At 68.9% G+C, this 21,364-nt stretch carries 23 protein-coding genes; 7 read left to right on the top strand and 16 right to left on the bottom strand.

Going from position 1 to position 21,364, the window contains the following annotated elements; translation table 11 throughout:
• Window positions 1-211: 211 nt before the first annotated feature.
• Both rpsO and ACLIVD_RS15205 read right to left on the bottom strand, forming a co-directional pair.
• A complete protein-coding gene (gene rpsO, locus ACLIVD_RS15210) occupies window positions 212-481 on the bottom strand; it encodes a 30S ribosomal protein S15 (RefSeq protein ID WP_005240682.1) in 270 nt (89 codons plus the stop codon).
• 110 nt (window positions 482-591) lie between these two features.
• On the bottom strand, window positions 592-1,566 hold the full coding sequence (locus ACLIVD_RS15205; protein ID WP_025432373.1) for a bifunctional riboflavin kinase/FAD synthetase: 975 nt from the start codon (window positions 1,564-1,566) through the stop codon (window positions 592-594).
• A gap of 176 nt (window positions 1,567-1,742) precedes the next feature.
• Between ACLIVD_RS15205 and ACLIVD_RS15200 the strand changes: the two genes are divergently transcribed.
• Window positions 1,743-2,456 (top strand): metal-dependent transcriptional regulator, encoded by a 714-nt coding sequence (locus ACLIVD_RS15200; protein ID WP_280784649.1) that lies wholly within the window; start codon window positions 1,743-1,745, stop codon window positions 2,454-2,456.
• Window positions 2,457-2,460: 4 nt separating this feature from the next.
• Here ACLIVD_RS15200 and truB read toward each other — a convergent pair whose 3' ends face one another.
• From truB to rimP, 11 genes are all read right to left on the bottom strand, one after another.
• Window positions 2,461-3,378: a tRNA pseudouridine(55) synthase TruB gene (gene truB / locus ACLIVD_RS15195; RefSeq protein ID WP_133986559.1), complete on the bottom strand. Its 918-nt coding sequence runs from the start codon at window positions 3,376-3,378 to the stop codon at window positions 2,461-2,463.
• A gap of 62 nt (window positions 3,379-3,440) precedes the next feature.
• The gene (npt, locus tag ACLIVD_RS15190) at window positions 3,441-4,124 is read right to left on the bottom strand and encodes a 4'-phosphopantetheinyl transferase Npt (RefSeq protein ID WP_283334745.1); all 684 of its coding nucleotides are present in this window, start codon (window positions 4,122-4,124) and stop codon (window positions 3,441-3,443) included.
• Entirely contained in the window at window positions 4,121-5,050 is a 930-nt protein-coding gene (locus tag ACLIVD_RS15185) for a metallophosphoesterase family protein (protein ID WP_280784646.1), read from the bottom strand. Before ACLIVD_RS15185 ends, npt begins: the two co-directional genes overlap by 4 nt.
• 1 nt (window position 5,051) lies before the next feature.
• The gene (locus tag ACLIVD_RS15180; protein WP_283334746.1) at window positions 5,052-6,440 is read right to left on the bottom strand and encodes an MATE family efflux transporter; all 1,389 of its coding nucleotides are present in this window, start codon (window positions 6,438-6,440) and stop codon (window positions 5,052-5,054) included.
• A 12-nt stretch (window positions 6,441-6,452) separates the two neighbouring features.
• A complete protein-coding gene (locus ACLIVD_RS15175) occupies window positions 6,453-7,454 on the bottom strand; it encodes a DHH family phosphoesterase (protein ID WP_280784644.1) in 1,002 nt (333 codons plus the stop codon).
• 11 nt (window positions 7,455-7,465) lie between these two features.
• Window positions 7,466-7,954 (bottom strand): 30S ribosome-binding factor RbfA, encoded by a 489-nt coding sequence (gene rbfA, locus ACLIVD_RS15170; protein WP_105419283.1) that lies wholly within the window; start codon window positions 7,952-7,954, stop codon window positions 7,466-7,468.
• 114 nt (window positions 7,955-8,068) lie between these two features.
• Window positions 8,069-8,359 carry a DUF503 domain-containing protein gene (locus ACLIVD_RS15165; protein WP_005240674.1) on the bottom strand — a complete coding sequence of 97 codons (291 nt, stop codon included), beginning with the start codon at window positions 8,357-8,359 and terminating at the stop codon, window positions 8,069-8,071.
• 101 nt (window positions 8,360-8,460) lie between these two features.
• Window positions 8,461-11,394, bottom strand: coding sequence for a translation initiation factor IF-2 (infB, locus tag ACLIVD_RS15160; RefSeq protein ID WP_283334747.1), 2,934 nt, complete (start codon window positions 11,392-11,394; stop codon window positions 8,461-8,463).
• Between the two features lie 105 nt (window positions 11,395-11,499).
• Window positions 11,500-11,853: a YlxR family protein gene (locus ACLIVD_RS15155; RefSeq protein WP_280784643.1), complete on the bottom strand. Its 354-nt coding sequence runs from the start codon at window positions 11,851-11,853 to the stop codon at window positions 11,500-11,502.
• A gap of 44 nt (window positions 11,854-11,897) precedes the next feature.
• On the bottom strand, window positions 11,898-12,929 hold the full coding sequence (nusA, locus tag ACLIVD_RS15150) for a transcription termination factor NusA (protein ID WP_105419289.1): 1,032 nt from the start codon (window positions 12,927-12,929) through the stop codon (window positions 11,898-11,900).
• Window positions 12,926-13,498, bottom strand: a complete 573-nt coding sequence (gene rimP / locus ACLIVD_RS15145; protein WP_105419291.1) for a ribosome maturation factor RimP — start codon at window positions 13,496-13,498, stop codon at window positions 12,926-12,928. Before rimP ends, nusA begins: the two co-directional genes overlap by 4 nt.
• A 196-nt stretch (window positions 13,499-13,694) precedes the next feature.
• Here rimP and ACLIVD_RS15140 point away from each other — a divergent pair, with 196 nt between their 5' ends.
• The 4 genes from ACLIVD_RS15140 (at window position 13,695) to ACLIVD_RS15125 (ending at window position 16,073) form a co-directional block, all read left to right on the top strand.
• Entirely contained in the window at window positions 13,695-14,222 is a 528-nt protein-coding gene (locus tag ACLIVD_RS15140) for a hypothetical protein (protein ID WP_105419410.1), read from the top strand.
• The gene (locus ACLIVD_RS15135; protein ID WP_317571350.1) at window positions 14,219-14,662 is read left to right on the top strand and encodes a ferritin-like domain-containing protein; all 444 of its coding nucleotides are present in this window, start codon (window positions 14,219-14,221) and stop codon (window positions 14,660-14,662) included. The genes ACLIVD_RS15140 and ACLIVD_RS15135 overlap by 4 nt, the downstream gene beginning before the upstream one ends.
• Window positions 14,663-14,763: 101 nt before the next feature.
• The gene (locus tag ACLIVD_RS15130) at window positions 14,764-15,249 is read left to right on the top strand and encodes a nuclear transport factor 2 family protein (protein ID WP_283334750.1); all 486 of its coding nucleotides are present in this window, start codon (window positions 14,764-14,766) and stop codon (window positions 15,247-15,249) included.
• The gene (locus ACLIVD_RS15125) at window positions 15,246-16,073 is read left to right on the top strand and encodes an SDR family NAD(P)-dependent oxidoreductase (protein WP_283334751.1); all 828 of its coding nucleotides are present in this window, start codon (window positions 15,246-15,248) and stop codon (window positions 16,071-16,073) included. The genes ACLIVD_RS15130 and ACLIVD_RS15125 overlap by 4 nt, the downstream gene beginning before the upstream one ends.
• Before the next feature lie 17 nt (window positions 16,074-16,090).
• Here the strand turns inward: ACLIVD_RS15125 and ACLIVD_RS15120 are convergent, their stop codons facing one another.
• Both ACLIVD_RS15120 and ACLIVD_RS15115 read right to left on the bottom strand, forming a co-directional pair.
• Window positions 16,091-16,939: an ABC-2 transporter permease gene (locus ACLIVD_RS15120; protein ID WP_317571351.1), complete on the bottom strand. Its 849-nt coding sequence runs from the start codon at window positions 16,937-16,939 to the stop codon at window positions 16,091-16,093.
• Entirely contained in the window at window positions 16,936-17,871 is a 936-nt protein-coding gene (locus tag ACLIVD_RS15115; protein ID WP_283334753.1) for an ABC transporter ATP-binding protein, read from the bottom strand. The genes ACLIVD_RS15120 and ACLIVD_RS15115 overlap by 4 nt, the downstream gene beginning before the upstream one ends.
• Before the next feature lie 109 nt (window positions 17,872-17,980).
• Here ACLIVD_RS15115 and ACLIVD_RS15110 point away from each other — a divergent pair, with 109 nt between their 5' ends.
• Together ACLIVD_RS15110 and ACLIVD_RS15105 are read left to right on the top strand one after the other, a co-directional pair.
• A complete protein-coding gene (locus ACLIVD_RS15110; protein WP_283334754.1) occupies window positions 17,981-19,162 on the top strand; it encodes a sensor histidine kinase in 1,182 nt (393 codons plus the stop codon).
• Complete coding sequence (locus tag ACLIVD_RS15105; RefSeq protein WP_280784636.1) at window positions 19,159-19,827, top strand: response regulator transcription factor; 669 nt, start codon at window positions 19,159-19,161, stop codon at window positions 19,825-19,827. The genes ACLIVD_RS15110 and ACLIVD_RS15105 overlap by 4 nt, the downstream gene beginning before the upstream one ends.
• Window positions 19,828-19,839: 12 nt before the next feature.
• On the opposite strand, the gene ACLIVD_RS15100 is transcribed toward ACLIVD_RS15105, so the two are convergent.
• Window positions 19,840-21,285 (bottom strand): DHA2 family efflux MFS transporter permease subunit, encoded by a 1,446-nt coding sequence (locus ACLIVD_RS15100; protein WP_283334755.1) that lies wholly within the window; start codon window positions 21,283-21,285, stop codon window positions 19,840-19,842.
• Window positions 21,286-21,364 lie beyond the last annotated feature (79 nt).

Here is a 21,364-nt window from a genome sequence, read left to right as displayed (position 1 = left end):
TCGGGATGTCGCTGTGCGGAGGCGGCCGTCGATCGAAGTCCCCCGGACCGTGTCCGGAAGACCACTACCGAAGACCGACACCACATTCTCGGGTGCATACGGTAGTGCTGCCCTCGGCAGCTAACGCCGATAGCCAGCGAGGCCCAGTCTAAGCAAGGCCCCGCCGGCTACCGGAGTGATTTGCGATCGAAATGACCGCTGTGTACGAAACTCAGCGACGCAGGCCGAGACGCTCGATCAGCGAGCGGTAACGCTCGATGTCGACCTTCTGGACGTACTTGAGCAGACGACGACGGCGTCCGACCAGCAGCAGGAGGCCGCGGCGGGAGTGGTGGTCGTGCTTGTGCATCTTGAGGTGTTCGGTGAGATCGACGATGCGCTTGGTGAGCATGGCCACCTGCGCCTCCGGCGAACCGGTGTCGGTCTCGTGCAGGCCGTACTCGCTCAGAACCTGCTTCTTTTCTTCGGTGGTCAATGCCACTGGTTCACTCCTGGTGATGACGTTCGCGTGCAAGGATCGAAACTCGGCGCGGCCACCGCGAACCGCAGCGCACGCCAGCGGTCTACTTTACCAGCTGAAATGGGACGGCTTTACCGCACGTCCTCCGACGCCGCCAGGATCGCACGCGCACGCTCGGCGTCCTTGCCCATCGCGACGATCAGGTCGTCGACCGAATCGAATTTTTCCATCCCGCGGAGCCGCTCCACCAGATCGACGGCCACGTGCTGGCCGTACAGGTCGGCTTCCCGGTCGAGGACGAAGGCCTCCACGGTGCGCGTCCGCCCGGAGAACGTGGGATTGGTGCCCACCGACACGGCGGCCATGTACCGCTCGCCGGAGGTGACCGTGCCCAGGTCGACTCCGTGTCCGAGCACGGTGAACCAGGCGGCGTACACGCCGTCCGCGGGAATCGCGGCATACATGGGCGGCGCGACGTTCGCCGTCGGATAGCCGAGCTGCCGTCCACGGCCGTCGCCGTGGACGACGACACCCTCGACGCGGTGCGGACGGCCGAGGGCCTCCGTCGCGGCGGCCATGTCGCCGGCGTCCACGCACGACCGGATGTAGGTGGACGAGAACGTGACCGCGTGCTCCGCGAGCAACGTCACACCGTCGACGGCGAACCCGAACCGGTCTCCGATCTGACGCAGCAGGTCGACGTTGCCCGCAGCCTTCTTGCCGAACGTGAAGTTCTCACCGACGACGACATCCGCCACGTGCAGGCGCTCCACGAGGATCTCGTGGGCGTACCGCTCCGGCGTCAACTTCATGAATTCGGCGGTGAACGGCATGACGCAGAACACGTCGATCCCCAGCTCCTCCGCGAGCTCCGCCCGGCGGGCGAGCGTCGTGAGCTGGGCGGGATGACTGCCCGGACGAACCACTTCCATCGGATGAGGATCGAAAGTCATGAGCACGCTGGGTATTCCACGCGTGCGGGCAGCCGCCACCGCTCGACTGATCAGTTGGGCGTGACCTCGGTGCACGCCATCGAATACGCCGATCGTGAGAACACAACGACCCCAGTCGGCAGGAACCTCGTCGAGACCACGCCATCTCAGCACGAGTGGCAGCCTACGGTGCCGCGCGCCGATGTTCATCTCCGGACCGGGTGTCCGGCCGCCCCGCGCGCCGGCGAAGCGCCACGACCTCGCGGTTCGTGGTCACCCGGGCCGTCCCCCGGCGACGGATCAGGTGTGTCGATGTGTCTCGCCGGTAAGACTTGCCTAAGCTCGTTGGCGTGGCCGTGAACAAGAATGACCAGAGCGTGACCGAGGACTCGACCTCCGAGACCGGGGCTCTCTCGGCAGTGGCGCAGGACTACCTCAAGGTCATCTGGACCGTTCAGGAGTGGTCGCAGGAGCGGGTGTCCACGAAATTGCTCTCCGAGAAGATCGGGGTGTCGGCGTCCACCGTGTCGGAGGCCATCCGGAAACTGTCCGACCAGGGTCTCGTCGATCACGCCCGATACGGGTCCATCGCCCTCACCGAGGCGGGGCGCGTCGCCGCCGTCGGAATGGTCCGCAGGCACCGCCTCATCGAGACGTACCTGGTGCACGAACTGGGATACGGCTGGGACGAGGTGCACGACGAGGCGGAGGTACTCGAACACGCCGTCTCGGATCTGATGATCTCCCGGATGGACGCCAAGCTCGGCCATCCCGAGCGCGATCCGCACGGCGATCCGATTCCCGCGGTCGACGGCTCGGTGCCCACTCCTCCGGCACGCCAGCTCAGCGACTTCGTCAACGGCGAGAGCGGCCGCATCGCCCGGATCTCGGACTCCGACCCGGCGATGCTGCGGTACTTCGACTCGGTCGGGGTGGCACTGGACGTCACGATCACCGTGCTGGAGCGACGCGACTACGCCGGAACCGTCTCGATCCGGCTCGGCACGCACGACGACTCCATCGAGCTCGGAAACCCCGCCGCCCAGGCCATCTGGCTGGTGTGAACCGCTACCTCAGGGTCGCGGGGCGGACCACCATCACCGAGCTGGCCCGCCGTCCACGTTCCTGGAGCAGCGCGATCGTGTGCCCGCTCGGATCGATGGCAGCGTAGACGCCCTTGATACCGATCGGCTCGAGCCACCGGCCCTGACTGATCGATTCGGCCTCGTCCGCATCGATCTGCCGGTGCGGGAACGCGGTCTGCGCGGCGGCATCGATGTCGAGACTGACCCCCGGCTCCTCGGCCAGCTGTTCCAGCGTGCGCGCGTGCTCGAGCGTGAACGGTCCCACCCGGGTCCGTCGCAGCGAGGTGAGATGTCCGCCTACGCCGATCAGCGCGATCCCCAGATCACGCGCGAGGGCCCGGACGTACGTGCCGGAGGAACATTCCACCTCGACGTCGAGGTCGACGAACGTGCCCTCGGTTCGCCTCGCGACGACCTCGAACCGGGACACCGTGACCGAGCGGGGAGCGAGTTCGAACTCCTCGCCCGCACGGATCAGTGCGTGCGCCCGCCTGCCGTCAACCTTGATGGCGCTGACGCTCGACGGGATCTGCTGGATGTCTCCGGTGAGGGTGTGCACCTGCGCGGCGATCTCCTCGTCCGTCACGCCGGACGCATCGGCCGACGCCACGACCTCGCCCTCGGCGTCGTCGGTCGTGGTGGCCTGACCCAGCCTGATCGTGGCCGTGTACGCCTTGGTGGTCAGTGCGAGGAGCCCCAGCAGCTTCGTTGCCCGCTCCACACCGAGCACCAGCACCCCGGTGGCCATCGGGTCGAGAGTGCCCGCGTGCCCGACCTTCCGGGTGCCGAGCAGCTTGCGGCACCGGGCCACCACGTCGTGGCTGGTGACGCCCGCATCCTTGTCGACGATGAGCAGTCCGGCGCCGACGAGACCGGAAGAGGGCTTTTCACGTGCAGACACGAGGCCCGATTCTGCCAGCCGTCGTCACCGCACCGAAATCAGTGCACCGCACAGTACCGAAATCAGTGCACCGCAATGGCGGTGATGATCAGGCCGTCGGACACCATCCACCGTCCGTCGAACGACGCCAGCGGTGGGCCGTCGACCGTCTCTCCGGAGATCAGGAGATCCGAATGGAACGTGCCCGTGCCGTCCCCGGACGCCTCGAACGTGATGTGCGCGTCCTCGAACCCCAGCCACCGGGCGGTGAGCGGGAACCACGCCTTGTACGTCGCCTCCTTGGCGCAGAACAGCAGCCTGTCCCGGTGCACGGGACCGCCGGTGGCGGAGCGCCACAGCCCGGAGTCCGCCGCGCCCGACAGCCAGTCCCGTTCGGCGGGCAGACTCACCGCGTCCAGCACACCGTCGGGGAGCGCCTCGTGCGGTTCGGCGTCGATCCCCACGGACCGCACCTGCATGGCGTAGCCGAGCACCGCGCCGCGGTAACCGTCGCAGTGGGTGAGGCTTCCGACCACGCCGCGCGGCCACACGGGGGACCCCTTGTCGCCCCGCAGAACAGGGGCCTGGTCCACGCCCAGCTTCGTCATCGCCAGGCGGGCGCAATGACGTGCGGTGGTGAATTCGCGGCGCCGCTTCTCCACCGCCCTGCCGATGAGCGCCTCCTCCTGCGGGTGCGGACGCAGGCCCGGCGGATCGTCGAACAGTTCCGACGACACCACTCCGGCAGGCAGAATTCTCTCGATCACAGGGCCCCCCTCGCCCGCATCTTCTCCACTTCGGCTTCCTGTTCGGGGGTCACCTTGAAGTGGCCGCCCCACTTGTTCAGTGTTCCCGGCGGGTACTCCGGCACCGGGAGGATCTGCCGCAGGAGGCGGTCCGGGAGTCCCCGCCGCTGCCACTCCCGCGGGTAGCCCAGCGACACCTCTTCGAACCGCACCCCGTCGTAATAGGTGGTGCGCGGAATGTGCAGATGCCCGTACACGGCGCAGACTGCGTTGTACCGGGTGTGCCAGTCCGCGGTCAGTTCGGTACCGCACCACAGGGAGAACTCCGGGTACCACAGCACCTGCGTCGGTTGACGCACCAACGGGAAGTGGTTGATCAGCACGGTGCGGGTGCCCGTGGGCAGGGCGTCCAACCGGGCCTTCGTCGCCTCGACGCGGCTGCGACACCAGGCATCCCGGGTTCCGTACGGTTCGCTCGACAGCAGGAACTCGTCCGTGGCCACCACGTTCTTCTCGCGCGCGATCGCGAGACCTTCCTCCTTGGTGGTGGCACCGTCGGGCAGGAACGTGTAGTCGTACAGCAGGAACATCGGGACCAGGGTGATCGGGCCGTCCTCGGCCTCCCACACCGGGAACGGGTCCTCGGGGGTGATGACGCCGATCTCCCGGCACATGGTGACCAGGTAGTCGTAGCGGGCGGCGCCGTGGATCTGCACCGGGTCCTTCGCCGTCGTCCACAGTTCGTGGTTGCCGGGAACCCAGATGACCTCGGCGAAACGACTGCGCAGGAGTTTCAGCGCCCACCGGATGTCGTCGGTCTTCTCCGAGACGTCGCCCGCGACGATCAGCCAGTCCTCGGGCGAGTCGGGATAGATGTCCTCGGTGATCGGGCGGTTTCCCCGGTGCCCCACATGGACGTCGCTCACCGCCATCAGTTTGGGTGCCACGTCAACCACCTTTCCGATCGTGTTCCGCCGCCGGATCGCTGTCCGATCCGTGTCGTGTCTGCAGGTCGGACCCGACCACTGCCCAGCGGCCCGTTCCGACGCGCCACACGACCGCGAGCATCCGAAGAAATATGAACACCGTGAGACCCGTCCAGATTCCCGCCAGGCCCCAGTCGTGCAGCATCGACAGCCAGATCAGTGGGAGGAATCCGACCAACGCGCAGAACAGCGTGGCATTCCGGAGGAAGGCGACGTCACCGGCCCCGAGCAGCACCCCGTCGAGGGCGAACACCACTCCGGCGACCGGCATGATCGCGACGAAGAACCACCACGCCACCGCCATCTCGTCGAGCACGGCCTGATCGGAGGTGAACAGTTCGGGGATCACCCCGTGGCCGAGGGCGAAGATCAGGGCGAGCCCTGTCGCGAAGATCGTGGACCATCGGGTGATGCGCCACGACAGTCGCGTGGCGCCCTTGGCGTGTCCGGCGCCCAGCGCGGCACCGACCAGCGCCTGTGCGGCGATCGCCAGGGAGTCGAGGGTGAGGGCGACGAGGTTCCACAGCTGCAGCACCACCTGGTGCGCGGCGACCGCCGCGGCACCGAACCGGGACGCGACTGCGGCAGCCGAGAGGAAACACGCCTGGAAGGCCAGGCTCCGCAGGATCAGATCCCGGCCGAGCACCATCTGAGCGCGCATGACGTGCCACCGCGGACGCAACGGCACCCGCTCGACCACCAGCGCTCCGACGAACAGGCTCGCGGACACCGCCTGACCGATCACGTTCGCGACCGCCGAACCCTCGAGTTCCAGCCGCGGCGCGCCCCACAATCCGTGCACCAGCACCGGGCAGGCCACGGCCGACACGGCGAGACCGGCGATCACGAAACGGAGGGGCCGCACCGTGTTCTGCACGCCGCGCATCCACCCGTTGCCCGCCATCGCGACGAGAATCAGCGGGGCCCCGAACACCGCGATCCGCAGCCAGCTCTCGGCGGCCGCCGCGATGTCGGAGCCGCCGGCGATCGCCGAGGTGACCGGCCGCGCGAACAGGTGGGCCAGCGCGATCACGAGCGCGCCGATGCCCAGTGCCAGCCACGTGGCCTGCACGCCCTCCCGGACCGCGCCGCGCTCGTCGCCGGCACCGTGCATGCGGGACGCACGCGCCGTCGTGCCGTAGGACAGGAACGTCAGCTGCGTGCTGACCTGGGCGAGGATGAGACCGCCGACGGCGAGGCCCGCGAGCGCCAGGGCGCCCAGCCGACCGACGACGGCGATGTCGAAGAGCAGATAGATCGGTTCGGCAGCGAGGACACCGAGCGCGGGCAGCGCCAGCCCGAACACCGTCCGGGCGGTCGCGTCGCCCGTGACTTCCGAGACGTCAGCCAACGAATTCGGACCTCAGCCGAGCGACTCGACGAGCGAGGTCACGATCTCGTCCGCAGAGCACTCGGCCGTGTAACCGGCGGCGAACCGATGACCGCCGCCGCCGAGATACCCGGCGACGACCGACACGTCCACGTCGGACTTCGATCGCAGCGACACCGACCAGGTGCCGTCCACCGCCTCCTTGAGGACGGCGGCGACCTCGGCCTCGGACGTCGTCCGGACGATATCGATGACGCTTTCGATCTCCTCCGAGCGGAGATCTCCGATGTAGGCCCGCCGGATGACCGCGTACACCAGTCCACGCCCTCCCGCTGCGTCGGGGACGAGCGTCGCCGATCCGAGCACCGAGGACAGCATGGGCAGCCAGCCGAACGGGTGAGTGTCGAGCAGGCGCCGCGCGATGCGGGCTCCGTCGATTCCGGTGGCGAGCAGCCTCTCGGCCAGCGTGTGGGTGCCGGGCTGCACCCAGCGGAACGAACCGGTATCGGTCACGAGTCCCGCATACAGGCAGTGCGCGAGATCGGCGTCGATGTCCACACCCCACAGGTCGAACATCTGTGCCACGACAGCGGTCGTCGACTCCGCGGACTCGTCGATCAGGTTCATGCGACCGAAGCGGGTGTTGGACCGGTGGTGATCGATGACGAGGGTGTCGCCCGCGTTCGCGAGCCGGTCGGCGAGCTTCCCCAGACGCCCGGCACTGCCGCAGTCGACGGTCACGAGCAGGTCGACGTTGCGGCGCACCTGATCCGCCGGCACCAGCAGGTGGGTGCCCGGCAGTTCGCGCATCGACTCCGGTAGTTCGTCGGGCGCGCCGAACGCGACCTGTACCGGAATCCCTTTGCGCTCGAGCACCAACGCCAGGGCGAGCCCACTGCCGATCGTGTCGGCATCGGGTTGGACGTGACACAGAATCGTCACCGACGTCGCGTTCTCGAGAACGGCGACCGCCTGCGGCAGAAACACCTCGTGACGATCGAGATCAGACAGGGACGTCTCCTGAGTGTGGGTCATGTCGGTTCGTGTCAGTCCGCCTGGCGGGAACCGGAGGGCTCGTCGACTTCCGCGTCGTCCGCGTCCTCGGCTCGGGGCTCCTTGTACGGGTCGGGGTCACCGGCCGGGGACGCACCGGCCGCGACACGCGCGACCTCGTCGTCGGCGGCGCGTGCGCGGGCGAGGAGTTCCTCCATGTGCCGCGCGGTGTCGGGGACCGTGTCCGCGACGAACGTCAGCGTCGGAGTGAACCGGACTCCGGTGCCTGCGCCCACCTTCGAGCGCAGAACGCCCTTCGCCTTCTCCAACCCCGCGGCTGCGGCGGCGAGGTCCGGTTCGGACTCGAGGTCGGCACCCATCACGGTGTAGTACACGGTGGCGTCGTGGAGGTCGGCCGTCACCTTGGTATCGGTGATCGTGACGAACGCCAGGCGAGGGTCCTTGATTTCGTGGTCGATCGCCGTCGCGACGATCGTGCCGATGCGCTTGGCGAGTTTGCGTGCCCGGGCGGGATCCACCATGACAATCAGACTCCTCTCCCTGGCCGCTGGATAAGTTGTGAAGTTGCGTGTGTAGCTGTAGTTCATTCTGCACGCCGGGCCGCGGATGCGGCGGGGCGGGCAGGGCACTCCGAGTCAGTCCTCGGGGCCGAAAATCCGTCGCCGGACCGCAAGGAGTTGCAGTTCCGGCAGCTCGGCGACGTGCCGTTCGCACGTGTCGAGTACCTCGTGTACGTGATCGACCGCCGAACTCGCCATCGTGACACCGAGCATCGACCGGCGGTACCGATCCTGTTCCCCGGTCTCCGCCGCCGAGACGCCGTAGCGTCGCAGCTCCGCCAGAACCGGTTTGACCATTGCACGCTTCTCTTTCAGAGATCGCACGTCACCGAGCAAGATGTCGAGCTCGAGCGCACCGACGTACAAACTTTCCTCCTTCGGGGAGACGTGCGCTCCCCCGGCCGAGTCGATCGGCCGGAGAAGCGCACGCCGGATGACGCTGCTGCGTCACCCCAAACGGATGGCGACTAGTCGCGCGGCTTTTCCCGAAGCTCGTAGGCCTCGATGACGTCACCGACCTTGATGTCGGAGTAGGTGAGCGTTAAACCGCACTCGTAACCCTCGCGTACCTCGACAGCGTCCTCCTTCTCCCGCTTCAGCGAGGAGATGGTGACGGTCTCGGCGACAACCGTGTTGTCACGCAGCAGCCGGGCCTTCGCATTGCGACGGATGGTACCCGAGGTGACGAGGCAACCGGCAATGTTGCCGACCTTGGACGAACGGAACATCGCGCGGATCTCCGCCTTGCCCAGCTCGACCTCTTCGTAGATCGGCTTGAGCATGCCCTTGAGAGCCTTCTCGACCTCGTCGATGGCCTGGTAGATCACCGAGTAGTACCGGATGTCGACGCCCTCGCGGTTCGCCAACTCGGTCGCCTTGCCCTCGGCGCGGACGTTGAACCCGATGATGATCGCGTTCGACGCGGCGGCCAGGTTGACGTTGGTCTCGGTGACGCCACCGACACCACGGTCGATGACCCGCAACTGCACCTCGTCGTCGATCTCGATGCCGTGCAGGGCCTCTTCCAAGGCCTCCACGGTTCCCGAGTTGTCGCCCTTGAGGATGAGGTTGAGCTGCGACGTCTCCTTGAGAGCCGAATCCAGGTCCTCGAGGCTGATGCGCTTGCGGCTCTTCGCGGCCAGCGCGTTGCGCTTACGCGCATTGCGCCGGTCGGCGATCTGACGGGCGATGCGGTCCTCGTCGACCACGAGCAGGTTGTCGCCTGCACCGGGGACCGACGTGAAGCCGACCACCTGGACGGGACGCGAGGGCAGGGCCTCGAGCACGTCGTCGCCGTGCTCGTCGACCATGCGGCGCACACGTCCGTATGCGTCGCCGGCCACGATCGAGTCGCCGACCCGCAGCGTTCCGCGCTGGATGAGCACGGTAGCGACGGGGCCGCGTCCACGGTCGAGGTGCGCCTCGATGGCGACACCCTGAGCGTCCATGTCCGGGTTGGCCCGCAGGTCCAGGGCAGCGTCCGCCGTCAATAGCACGGCTTCGAGCAGTGCGTCGATGTTGGTGCCCTGCTTCGCCGAGATGTCGACGAACATGGTGTCTCCGCCGTATTCCTCGGCGACCAGTCCGTACTCGGTGAGCTGCTGCCGGATCTTGTCCGGGTTCGCGCCTTCCTTGTCGATCTTGTTCACCGCGACCACGATCGGCACGTCGGCCGCCTGGGCGTGGTTGATCGCTTCCACCGTCTGCGGCATGACGCCGTCGTCGGCGGCGACGACCAGGATCGCGAGGTCGGTGGCCTTGGCACCACGGGCACGCATGGCCGTGAAGGCCTCGTGACCGGGGGTGTCGATGAACGTCACGAGACGCTCGTTGCCGTCGAGCTCGGTCAGCACCTGGTAGGCACCGATGTGCTGCGTGATGCCGCCGGCCTCGCCCTCACGGACGTTGGCCTTACGGATCGTGTCGAGCAGTCGGGTCTTACCGTGGTCGACGTGGCCCATGACGGTGACCACCGGCGGACGGGACTCGAGGTCCTCTTCGCCACCTTCGTCTTCGCCGTAGGTGAGGTCGAAGCTGTCGAGCAGCTCGCGGTCCTCGTCCTCGGGGCTGACGACCTGGACGACATAGTTCATCTCGCCGCCGAGCAGTTCCAGCGTCTCGTCGTTGACCGACTGGGTCGCCGTCACCATCTCGCCGAGGTTGAACAGTGCCTGCACCAACGCTGCGGGGTTCGCGTCGATCTTCTCAGCGAAGTCCGACAGGGATGCACCGCGGGCGAGGCGAATGGTCTCGCCGTTGCCACGGGGCAACCGCACGCCGCCGACGGCGGGCGCCTGCATCGAATCGTATTCCTGGCGCTTCTGACGCTTCGACTTGCGACCACGACGCGGGGCACCACCGGGGCGACCGAACGCACCTGCTGCCGCACCGCGCTGACCGGGGCGTCCACCGCCGCCGGGACGACCGCGGAAACCACCTGCGGGTGCTCCGCCACCGGGCGCGCCTGCGCCGGCACCGGGGGCTCCGCCACCGCGGTATCCACCGCCGCCGCCACCGGGACGACCGCCGGGGGCTCCGCCGGGACGGCCGGGACGACCGCCGGGAGCGGGACGTGCCGAACGTGCAGGCATCGCGCCCGGGTTCGGGCGAGGAGGCATCGAGCCGGGGCTGGGACGGGGACCGCCCTGACCGGGAGCCGGACGGGGACCGCCCTGACCCGGTGCCGGACGAGGTCCACCCTGACCGGGAGCCGGACGGGGACCGCCCTGACCGGGAGCCGGACGAGGTCCACCCTGTCCGGGAGCCGGACGGGGTGCACCCGGACGCGGTGCGCCGGGAGCGGGGCGGGGTGCCGGACGCTCGGCGGGAGCCGAGGAGTACGGGTTGTTACCGACACGCGGGGGCTTCGGGCCGGGACGGGGTCCGCCGGGCTTGGCGCCCGTGGACGGAGCCGCGGGTGCACTGGCAGCCGGGGCTGCGGGAGCGGCCGGAGCTGCGGGTGCGGCCGGAGCCGGGGTGGGCCGACCGGGCTTGGGAGCATTGGTCGCCGGGGCAGCCGGGGTGGCTGCGCTTGCCGCGGGGGCGGCCGGAGCCGGGGCCTGCGCCTCGGGGGTAGCCGCGGGGGCTGCCGCAGCGGGTGCGGCCGGAGCCGGAGCCGGAGCCGGGGCTGCCGGCTTCGGGCCGGGACGGGGACCGCCCGGCTTCGCTGCGGTCGCCGGGGCGCTCGGCGCGGGTGCGCCGGGCTTGGCAGCCGGACGGGCTGCGGAATCGGCGGACTTCGCCGACGGGAAGGATTCCCGCAGACGCCTGGCGACGGGCGCCTCCACCGTGGAGGACGCCGACTTCACGAACTCGCCCTGCTCCTTGAGCGTTGCGAGTAGTTCTTTACTTGTGACACCGAGTTCTTTAGCCAACTCGTGCACGCGGGCCTTGCCTGCCACTGCTCTCCTCACTGATGAGGTCGAGCAGGAGGCTCCCCTGAGAGGGGCCCGCACGACCTCGGGTTATCTCCGATGGACGATCATCGCTGGTGCTTCACGGTGTGCTCATGAGTGCTTGTGCCTGTTCTGTTCGAGAGGTACTGCTCTGGGTGGGTGCCCTGCTCGTACCCAGTGGTCGACTTCTGACGTGTCGACACTTCCGGACACTCGCAGTGCTCTGCCGAATGCTCGGCGTCGTTCCGCGAGACTCAGGCAAGCCTCGACGGGGTGCAGCCACGCACCTCGACCGGGAAGCCTGCGCCTCGGGTCCGGGGCGAGAACATGACCTTGCGGCCCGCTCTCACTAACCACAACCCTGAGCAGATCGACAGCCAGCGCGCGCTCCCTACATCCTATGCATGTTCGGACCGGTGAACCGGTAGGAACGCGCGCAGAATCGGGATGCTCATGCTGAACCATTGACCACTCTACCGCCGACTCGCCCCGATCTCCGCATTCCCGGCTCAACGACTGGTCGCGGCGGGTCCGCCTGCCGACTCGGGGGCGGGTGCGGCGTCACTGCGGATGTCGATTCGCCACCCGGTCAAGCGCGCAGCAAGACGGGCATTTTGCCCTTCCTTGCCGATGGCGAGGGACAGCTGGAAGTCGGGGACGACGACACGCGCGGCCCGCGCCTCGGGGTCCACGACAGTGACGGAGACCACTTTCGACGGCGAGAGCGCGTTGCCGACGAACCGGGCCGGGTCTTCGTCGAAGTCGATGATGTCGATCTTCTCGCCGGCCAGTTCGCTCATCACGTTGCGCACCCGCTGGCCCATCGGCCCGATGCACGCGCCCTTGGCGTTCAATCCCTGCACCCGCGACTGGACGGCGATCTTCGACCGGTGCCCGGCCTCCCGGGCGACGGCGATGATCTCGACCGAACCGTCCGCGATTTCCGGAACCTCGAGCGCGAACAGCTTGCGGACGAGGTTCGGGTGGGTGCGCGACAGCGTGATCTGAGGTCCGCGCTGCCCACGGGCCACACCGACGACGTAGCACTTGAGCCGCTCGCCGTGCTCGTAGTTCTCGCCGGGCACCTGCTCGGCGGGCGGGATCAGGCCCTCGGCGCCGCTGGCCTCGCTGCCGATCCGCACGACGACCATGCCGCGGGAGTTCGCGCGGGTGTCGCGCTGGATCACGCCGCCGACGATCTCACCCTCGTGGGTGGAGTACTCGCCGAAGCTCCGCTCGTGCTCGGCGTCCCGCAGCCGCTGGAGGATGACCTGGCGGGCGGTGGTCGCGGCGATCCGGCCGAAACCTTCCGGGGTGTCGTCCCATTCCTCGCCGACCATATTGCCGTCGGCGTCGACGTCGTGCGCCATCACCCGCACGATGCCGCTCTTGGTGTCGACGTCGATCCGCGCGTGCTGCTGATGCCCCTCGGTGTGCCGATAGGCGGTGAGCAACGCGGTCTGAATGGTCGAGATGACAGTCTCGATCGAGATGCCCTTGTCGGCCTCGATGGCGCGCAACGCCGCAATGTCGATATTCACTTGTCCAACCCCTCTACTACTTCTTCATCTTCCGACGCGTCTGCGTCCGCGGGTGCCACGCGACCTTCGGGAATCCCGCCGGCGAGTTCCAGCTCCCTCGGGTCGGGTTTCGAGAATTCCACCTGCACAACAGCTTTCTGAATGTCCGGGAGCGCGACGCGCCGAACCTCCGGGCCGGTGCGCGAGCCGATCACCACCGCGACCGAGTCGCCGTCGAGGACGCCGATCCGACCCACGACGGTCTCGTGCGCGAGATCGATACGCGCCTTGCGGCCGCGTGCCCGGCGCCAGTGCCGCTCGTGCGTGAGCGGCCGGCCGATACCGGGAGACGTGACCTCGAGCGTGTACGGCGACTCCCCGAAATCGGACACCGAATCGAAGACCTCGGAGATCTCGTGGCTCAGGTTCGCGACCGCGTCGAGTTCGAGTCCGGCGTCACTGTCCACCATGATCCGGACTGCGCTGTGCCGACCCGCGAGGGTGACTGCAACGTCCTCCAAGTCGTAGCCCTGGCGTTGCACCAGATCGGAGATGAGCTCCGTCACCCTCTCCTTGGATGGAACCGGCATCGGGGAAGCTCCTCGTTTCAGTTGTCGCTCGTCGTGTTCGTGGTCTGGCAGGTCATCGTGCTGCGCACGCAGCACCGCGAACCCGCCGGGACGGGTTCGAGCATCTAAGAGTAACGCCGATTCGAGGCATCCGTGACCAGCCCCGGTGCTCGATTCCCGGGATCGCGGCCCGACCTGGCACCATGGACCGGTGCTCATGCCCACCGTCTCCCGGCCCCCGACATCCGGTCCGGCCGTGTCCCGGCGCACCGCTCTCCGGTTCGCAGCAGCCTCGGCGTTCGGCGTCGCGAGCGTCTCCCTGCTGGCGGGGTGCGCCGACGACGCGGACTCCGACACCGAGGTCGATTCACTCGTCGCACAGTCGCGTCTGGCTCGTCGTGACGCCGCCGGCGCGGCGGCTACGATCGCGCTGCTCCCCGATCGCGGTGCGGCACTCGAACTCGTCCGCGCCCAGCGCACCGCACACGCCGACGCACTGGACGCCGAAATCGCTAGGGCTGCAGGAACTTACCCGGACGGTACCGCACCGACCACGTCCGCTCCCCCGTCGACGACACCGACCGCTCCGGCGCCGCCGCCCGGTCTCGATCAATTGCGGGCCGACCTGGCCGAGTCGCAGCGCAGCGCAGCCGATTCGGCGCGCACACTGACCGCCTACCGGGCGGGGCTCTGCGCGTCGATCAGCGCCGCGTGCGGAACGTATCTGGCGGTGGTGCTGCCGTGACGACACCCACCGAAGCCGAGGGTAAGAGCCTCGCCGACGCGCTGACCGCCGAACATTCCGCGGTGTTCGCCTACGGAGTGGTCGCCGCATTCTCGAATCCCACCCGGGCCACCCAGGTGGCCACCGCCGCCGCGGCCCACCGGGCGCGCCGGGACGGGCTCCTGGACACGCTGACCGCGGCAGGGCTGACGGCCCCGCCCGCCGAGGCGGGCTACACCCTGCCGTTCCCGGTCACCGATCCGATCACGGCCGCGCAGCTGGCGGCCCAGGTCGAGGCCGACACCGCCGTCGCGTGGCGGGCCGTCGTCGAACACGGTGAGACGGAGGACACCCGCACGCTCGGCGTCACCGCGCTGACCGAGGCGGCCGTCCGGGAGGCCACCTGGCGCGTGGCGCTCGGGACCGATCCGGTGACCGACCCGTTCCCCGGCGGATCCTGACGACGCGCAGGTTCCCGCCCACCGGGATTCTGCATCCACGCGGCGCGTTCCCGGCCTAGCGTCTCTCCCGACACGGTGAACGGCAACGGGAGGACGGCGGCGTGGACGAACGCTCGGTGGAGCAGCGTCTGGCGGACCTGGAGCGGATCGACGCGATCAAGGCGCTCAAGTACCGCTACTGGCGAGCGTGCGACGGCAAGGATCCGGACGCGTTCCGTGCCTGCTTCGTCTCGACCGGGGCGTCGATCGACTTCGGTCCGCTCGGCCGGTTCGACGACGCCGACCGGCTCACGGACATCTTCCGCAGGATCGCGCTCCACGAAGTGGACGGCAAGCACGTGATCCTCGACATGCACCACGGCTTCCATCCGGACATCGTGATGCACAGCAACACCGAGGCGTCGGGCGCGTGGACGCTGAAGTTCCGCCAGGTCGATCTGCTGAAGGGGACGGAGACCGTGTCCTCCGGCGAGTACGACGACGCTTACCGTCTCGAGGACGGCGGCTGGCGAATGTCACGATGCCACTTCACCACTCGATGGTCGATCACCCGCCCGCTCACCCAGGACACGGTGGTCGTCCAGTGAGCGCCGGGGTAGCCCTGGTCACCGGGGGGAGCCGCGGCGTCGGCAAGGGTGTGGCGACGGCGCTGGGAGCCGCCGGGTGGACCGTCTACGTCACCGGGCGCGGCCCGGTGACGGACGACAGCCCGCTGTCGGTGTCGGCGCGAACGGTCACCGGTGCCGGTGGGACCGGCATCGCGGTGGCCTGCGATCACCGCGAAGACGCAGATGTGCGTGCGCTGTTCGCCCGGATCTCGGAGGAGCAGGCCGGCCGACTCGACCTGCTGGTCAACAACGTGTGGGCGGCGCCCAAGGGATTCGGCGGGTTCAGCACGCCGTTCTGGGAGCGGCCGCTGGACGACTGGGACTCGCTGATCGGTGTCGGACTGCGCGCCCATTACGTCGCGTCCGTGGAGGCTGCGCGGATGATGGTGCCCCGCCGCTCCGGGTTGATCGCGAACATCTCGTCGTTCGGGACCCGCGGGCATCTGCACTCGGTGCTGTACGGCATGTCCAAGGCCGGGCTGGACAAGATGGCCAGCGACATGGCGGCGGAGCTGGCTCCGCACGACGTGCGCGCGGTCTCGCTGTGGCCGGGCATCGTCCGGACGGAGATGATCGTTGCCAGCGGCCTCGAGACCATCGCCGGCTTTCCCGTCGCGGACGCCGAGTCCCCCGAGTTCATCGGCGAGGTGATCTGCGCCCTGACCGCGGACCCGACCCTTCCTCAGCGCAGCGGCCACACCTTCGTCACGGCGGAGCTGGCCGTCGAATACGGCATCACCGACACCCAGGGCCGGACCCCTCCCTCACACCGGGAACCGTTCGGCGGCGGCCCGCTGTTCTGAGCCGCCGCCTCGCGCGGTCAGTTCACGTCGCGCCGGCGGACGAGCCAGACCGTTCCCAGCGCGGACGCGGCGACGTACCCGGCCAGGAGAACCACGGACGTGCCTCCGTCGAGGATGTTCAGGACACCGGGGGTGGTGTCACCGCCGAAGTCTCGGAGCGATCCGGCGAGCGAGCCCGCGGCGGTGCCGGGCAGGAAGTCCGTCACCACCGACACGGGGTCGAGGACGGCCGCGACCCCGCGGAGGAGGTTTTCGACCACCAGCACCCACACCAGTCCGAGACCGACCGACAACGCCGGCCCCCGTGCGAGAGCGCCGACGAGGACACCGGCGGCGGTCCACATCCCGAGGATGAGCACCCCGGAGGCGAGCGCCTTCAGCATCGCATCCGCGGCAGGAAGACTCGCCGACTCCGATTCGACCACGGCGATGACCGAGGCCACCCCGAGATCGACGGCCGCCACCGTGAGAACGAGTCCGATCACCACGATCAGCAGAGCGAGCAGGGTTCCGGTGAGCGCGGCCGATCGTGGAGGTCCCTGGGTGAATACGGTCTTCCACGTCCCCCACCCGTAGCCGCTGCCGATGGTGAGGGCGCCGAGGATGAGCATCAGTGCGCCCCCGAACATGGCCATGCCCTGGGTGAACACCTGGGGCACCGCCGAGGGCAGCATCTGCGCGAGCAGCACGTCCGGGGGTGCGGACGACGCCATGTCGGTGGTGCCGCCGGTCGCGAACGTAATGTAGTTGAACAGATAGACGAAGACCAGGTTGAGCACGATCCACGCGGCGAGCGGCACCCACATCGACGGCCATTTCCGTAGTCGCAGAAGCTCGGCCCGCGTGCTGGCGATCACTGCGTTCATGACGCTCTCCTCGCATCGTTGCTCGTGTGGTCGCCGGCGGTGACGTCCGACGTCAGGTCGAAGAAGACGTCCTCGAGCGATCGTTCCCGCCGGGCCAGTTCGTGCACGTCGATTCCCGCGTCGACGAGAACACGGGCCACCTTCGGCGCCAGGTCCGGCGACACCGCAAGTGTGAGGGCGTCGCCCACCGTGTCGACGACGTCGTGTCCCAGTAGTTCCGCGAGCACCGCTGCCGCTCGTTCCCTCGGATCGGCTCGCACCAGCAGGCTGGTGTCTCCCCGTAGTTCGGCCACGGTGGACTGTGCGATCAACTCCCCGCGCGAGATCACCCCGACGCGGTCGCAGATCTCCTGGACCTCGCTGAGCATGTGGCTGGAGAGCAGCACCGAATGCCCGGAGTGCGCGAGTTCGACTATCAGTTCCCGCATCTCGGCCATGCCGGCCGGGTCGAGACCGTTGGTGGGTTCGTCGAGGATCAGCAGATCGGGTTCGCCGAGGAGTGCGGCCGCGACACCGAGCCGCTGCTTCATCCCGAGCGAGTAGGTGCGGAAACGGTCGTGTCCCCGCTCGCGCAGCCCCACCCGGTGCAGCGCGGATTCCGCCGCGTCGTCCGGCAGTCGGCGGTATCTGCTCAGCACCCGCAGGTTGTCGCGACCGGACAGGTAGGGGAAGAAGCCGGGTCCCTCGATCAGGACGCCGGTGCGCACCGCCACCGCGCTGTCCCCGGGTGGACGCCCGAAGAGTGTCGCGCTCCCGGAGGTCGGCCGGACCAGACCGGTGAGCATGCGCAGCGTGGTGGTCTTGCCTGCGCCGTTCGGTCCGAGGAACCCGTACACCTCCCCTGCCCGCACGGTCAGGCTGACGGCGTCGACCGCCGTGTGTTCGCCGTAGCGTTTGGTCAACCTGTCGGTGACCACGATGTCGGAAGTCATGCCTCCAGCGTCGGCTCGGCGCGAGTCGCGCACATCCGTCTGCGCGCGTCTTCTCGTGTACGCGTCGCGGACGATGACAGGCTCGCCGGATCGGGTCTACGTTCGGGTGGTGCGCACTGACCGGAGGGACACGTCGATCGCCCCGCGGGACCTCCTGATCGCCCTGGGCGTCGCGATCGTGCAGGTGGTCGGCAGTATCGGCGCCAACCACAACCAGTCGTGGGCGGAGCCGTTGGACGCCGCCGGCTTCGTGTTGCTGGTGTGCGGTCCGGTCGCGCTGGTCTTCCGGCGACGGCGTCCTGTCGCGGTCCTGTTCGTCGTCCTGGCCGTCACGGTCCTCTACGTCGCGCGGGGATACGGGTACGGCCCGGTCTTCCTGTCGCTCGTCGTCGCGTTTCTCGGCGCCGCGACGGCCGGATCCCGATGGCTCACCTATCCGGTTCTCGCGATCGGCTACGCCCTGATCGTCTTCGCCGTGCCCGCCGTGTCGTCTGCCGAGGCGCCGTCACTCGCCGCCCTCACCGGCATCGCCGCGTGGCTGCTGGTGCTCCTCGCCGCCGCCGAGATCATCCGTCAGCGCCGCGGGACGCTCGACGCCCGCAGGCAACGCGCCGAGGCGGCGAGGCGCAGCGTCCTGGACGAGCAGCGTCGACGGGCCAGCGAGGAGCGGCTCGCGATCGCCCGCGAACTGCACGACGTTCTGGCACACAGCCTCTCGATGATCAACGTGCAGGCGTCGGTCGCACTCGAGCTGTGGGACAGCAGACCTGAACAGTCGCAGGAGGCGCTGTCCGCGATCAAGGTCGCGAGCCGCGACGCGATCGGCGACGTCCATGCGCTGCTGGCATCGCTGCGGGGCGGCGAGGACCACCCGCCGATCGCGCCCACCGCCGGGCTCGGGGACCTGGACGGTGTGGTCGAGCGCGCCCGTGCCGCGGGCCTCGCGGTGACGACCGTCGTCGAAGGCGCACCGAGGCCGCTGCCGGCCGTGGTCGACGTGGCTGCGGCGCGGATCGTCCAGGAGTCGCTGACCAACGTGGCCCGCCATTCCGGGAGCTCGTCGGCCGACGTGACCGTGTCGTACGCGCCCACGTTCGTCCGCGTCCGGATCGACGACGACGGCCGGGGTCCCGTCGGCACGGCCACCGGTGGCGGCGGGAACGGCATCCCCGGCATGCGGGAACGCGCACGCGCTCTGGGTGGTGAGCTGACCGCCGGGATCGGACCGGTCGGCGGCTTCCGGGTGCAGGCGACGCTCCCCTTCGGCGGGGACACGGCGGGCCGGACATGACGATTCGCGTGCTCGTCGCCGACGACCAGGCCCTCGTGCGGGCGGGGTTCGCCGCCCTGCTCGACGCGCAGGCCGATGTCACCGTGGCCGGTCAGGCCGAGAACGGTGAGCAGGCGGTGAGCCTGACTCGCTCGCTGGTCCCCGATGTCGTCCTCATGGACATCCGGATGCCGGTGCTCGACGGGCTGGAGGCGACCCGGCGTATCGCCGCCGATCCCGCGCTGTCCGGCGTGCGGGTGGTGGTGCTCACCACGTTCGAACTGGACGAGTACGTGTTCGAGGCGATGCGCGCGGGAGCAACGGGTTTCCTCGTCAAACACACCGAACCCGCCGAACTGGTGCGGGCGGTCCGCGTGGTGGCGGGCGGGGACGCCCTGCTGTCACCGTCGGTGACGCGGAAGCTGGTCGCGGAGTTCGCGACCCACGCCAAACGGCCGCCGCAGCGCACCCGTCTCGACGACCTGACCGACCGCGAACGCGAGGTGATGATCCTGATCGCAGAGGGACTCACCAACGCCGAGATCGGCTCACGGTTGTTCCTGAGCCCCGCCACCGCCCGCACCCACGTCAGCCGAATTCTGTTGAAACTCGGCGCCCGCGACCGCACGCAACTGGTGGTCATGGCGTACGAGTGGGGGCTGGTCCGGCCGGGCTGGCAGGACTGACCCCCACCACGGTCACGTCGACGCCAGGACGGCCTTGGATCGTCCCGGCATGAGGGCCGCGGCGACGACCGCGACCGCCACGAATCCGGCTCCCACGTACAGAGCGGGTGCGAGGGCGTCGACGTATCCCGTCGGTGTCAGGCTGCCGCCCGCACCGAGGAACACCGCGGTCAGCAGAGCGATCCCCAGCGCGACTCCGATCTCACGGAGTGTCGCGTTGGTCGAACTAGCCGTGCCGTGGTCGGCCTCGGGCATGTCGGCGAGGACGGCGGTCGCGTTGGGGGCGAACGTCAGACCCATCCCTGCGCCCGCCATCACGAACGCCGGAATCATGCTGCCGTACGTGGCGCCGGGGACGACGAGCGACGCCATCCACAGCAGCGACAACCCCTGCAGGACCAGTCCGGTGACGAGGAGGGTCCGGACACCCAGCCGTGGCGCAAGCAGGCCTGCGATCGGCGCCACCAGCATGGGTGCGGCGGTCCACGGCAAGGTTCGCAGGCCGGCCTCGAACGGGGAGTACCCCATGACGATCTGGAGGTACTGCGACAGGAGGAAGACGGCGCCCATCATTCCCAGCGTGAACGTCAGCCCGATGACGTTGGCCAGGGAGAACTGCCGGGACCGGAACAGTCGCAGCGGCATCACGGGGAAGGGTGTGCGCAACTCGCGCACCACGAACGCCGCGAGCAACACCGCCGATGCGACGAGAGCACCGAGCACCGTGGCGCTGGTCCAGCCGTCGTCGTTGCCGTGCACGATGCCCCAGACTCCGAGGAACACGGCGGCTCCGGCCAGGACGACGCCGAGCGGATCCAGCGGCTGCCGCTTTCCCTTCGACTCGCCGAGCGCGTACAGCGCCAACGGAATCGCGACCGCTGCGACAGGAACGTTGATCCAGAACACGGCCTGCCACGACACCCCGTCGACGACGGCGCCGCCGACCACGGGGCCGAGGGCGACGCCCAGTCCGGAGACGCCGCCCCAGATCCCGATGGCGAGGGCGCGCTTGGCGAGCGGCACGGCACCGGCCAGCAGGGTGAGGGAGAGCGGCATGATCGCGGCCGCGCCGACGCCCTGGACGGCGCGCGCGGCGATCAGCATCTCGGAGGTGGTCGACAGCGCCGATGCAATCGAGGCCAGCGCGAAGAGCACTATGCCCCAGAGGAATACACGGCGACGGCCGAGGCGGTCCCCCAGCGCCGACAGCGTCAGCATCAACGTCGCGAAGGCGAGTGTGTACGCGTTCATGAACCACTGCAACTGCCCCACCGACGCCCCGAGGTCGCGCTGGATCACCGGCAGGGCGCTGGTCATCACCAGATTGTCGAGTGTGGCCATGAACATCGGTATCGAGGCGGCGACGATCGCCAGCCATACCGGCACCAGCCGGCCGTGGCCCCGTCCCGAGGGAGGCGCCGCCGATTGGTGTTCCAGGCGTTCGGAGAGTGTCGTCATGACGGGTCCTCGTATCCGAGTCGTGAGTACGGGAAGAAGGAAGTTGTAAGCATCAGATGATTACTTATTTCGAAGACTA

The sequence above is a fragment of the Rhodococcus sp. G6(2025) genome (assembly GCF_058628105.1).
This window is presented reverse-complemented; position numbering and strand designations above follow the sequence as displayed.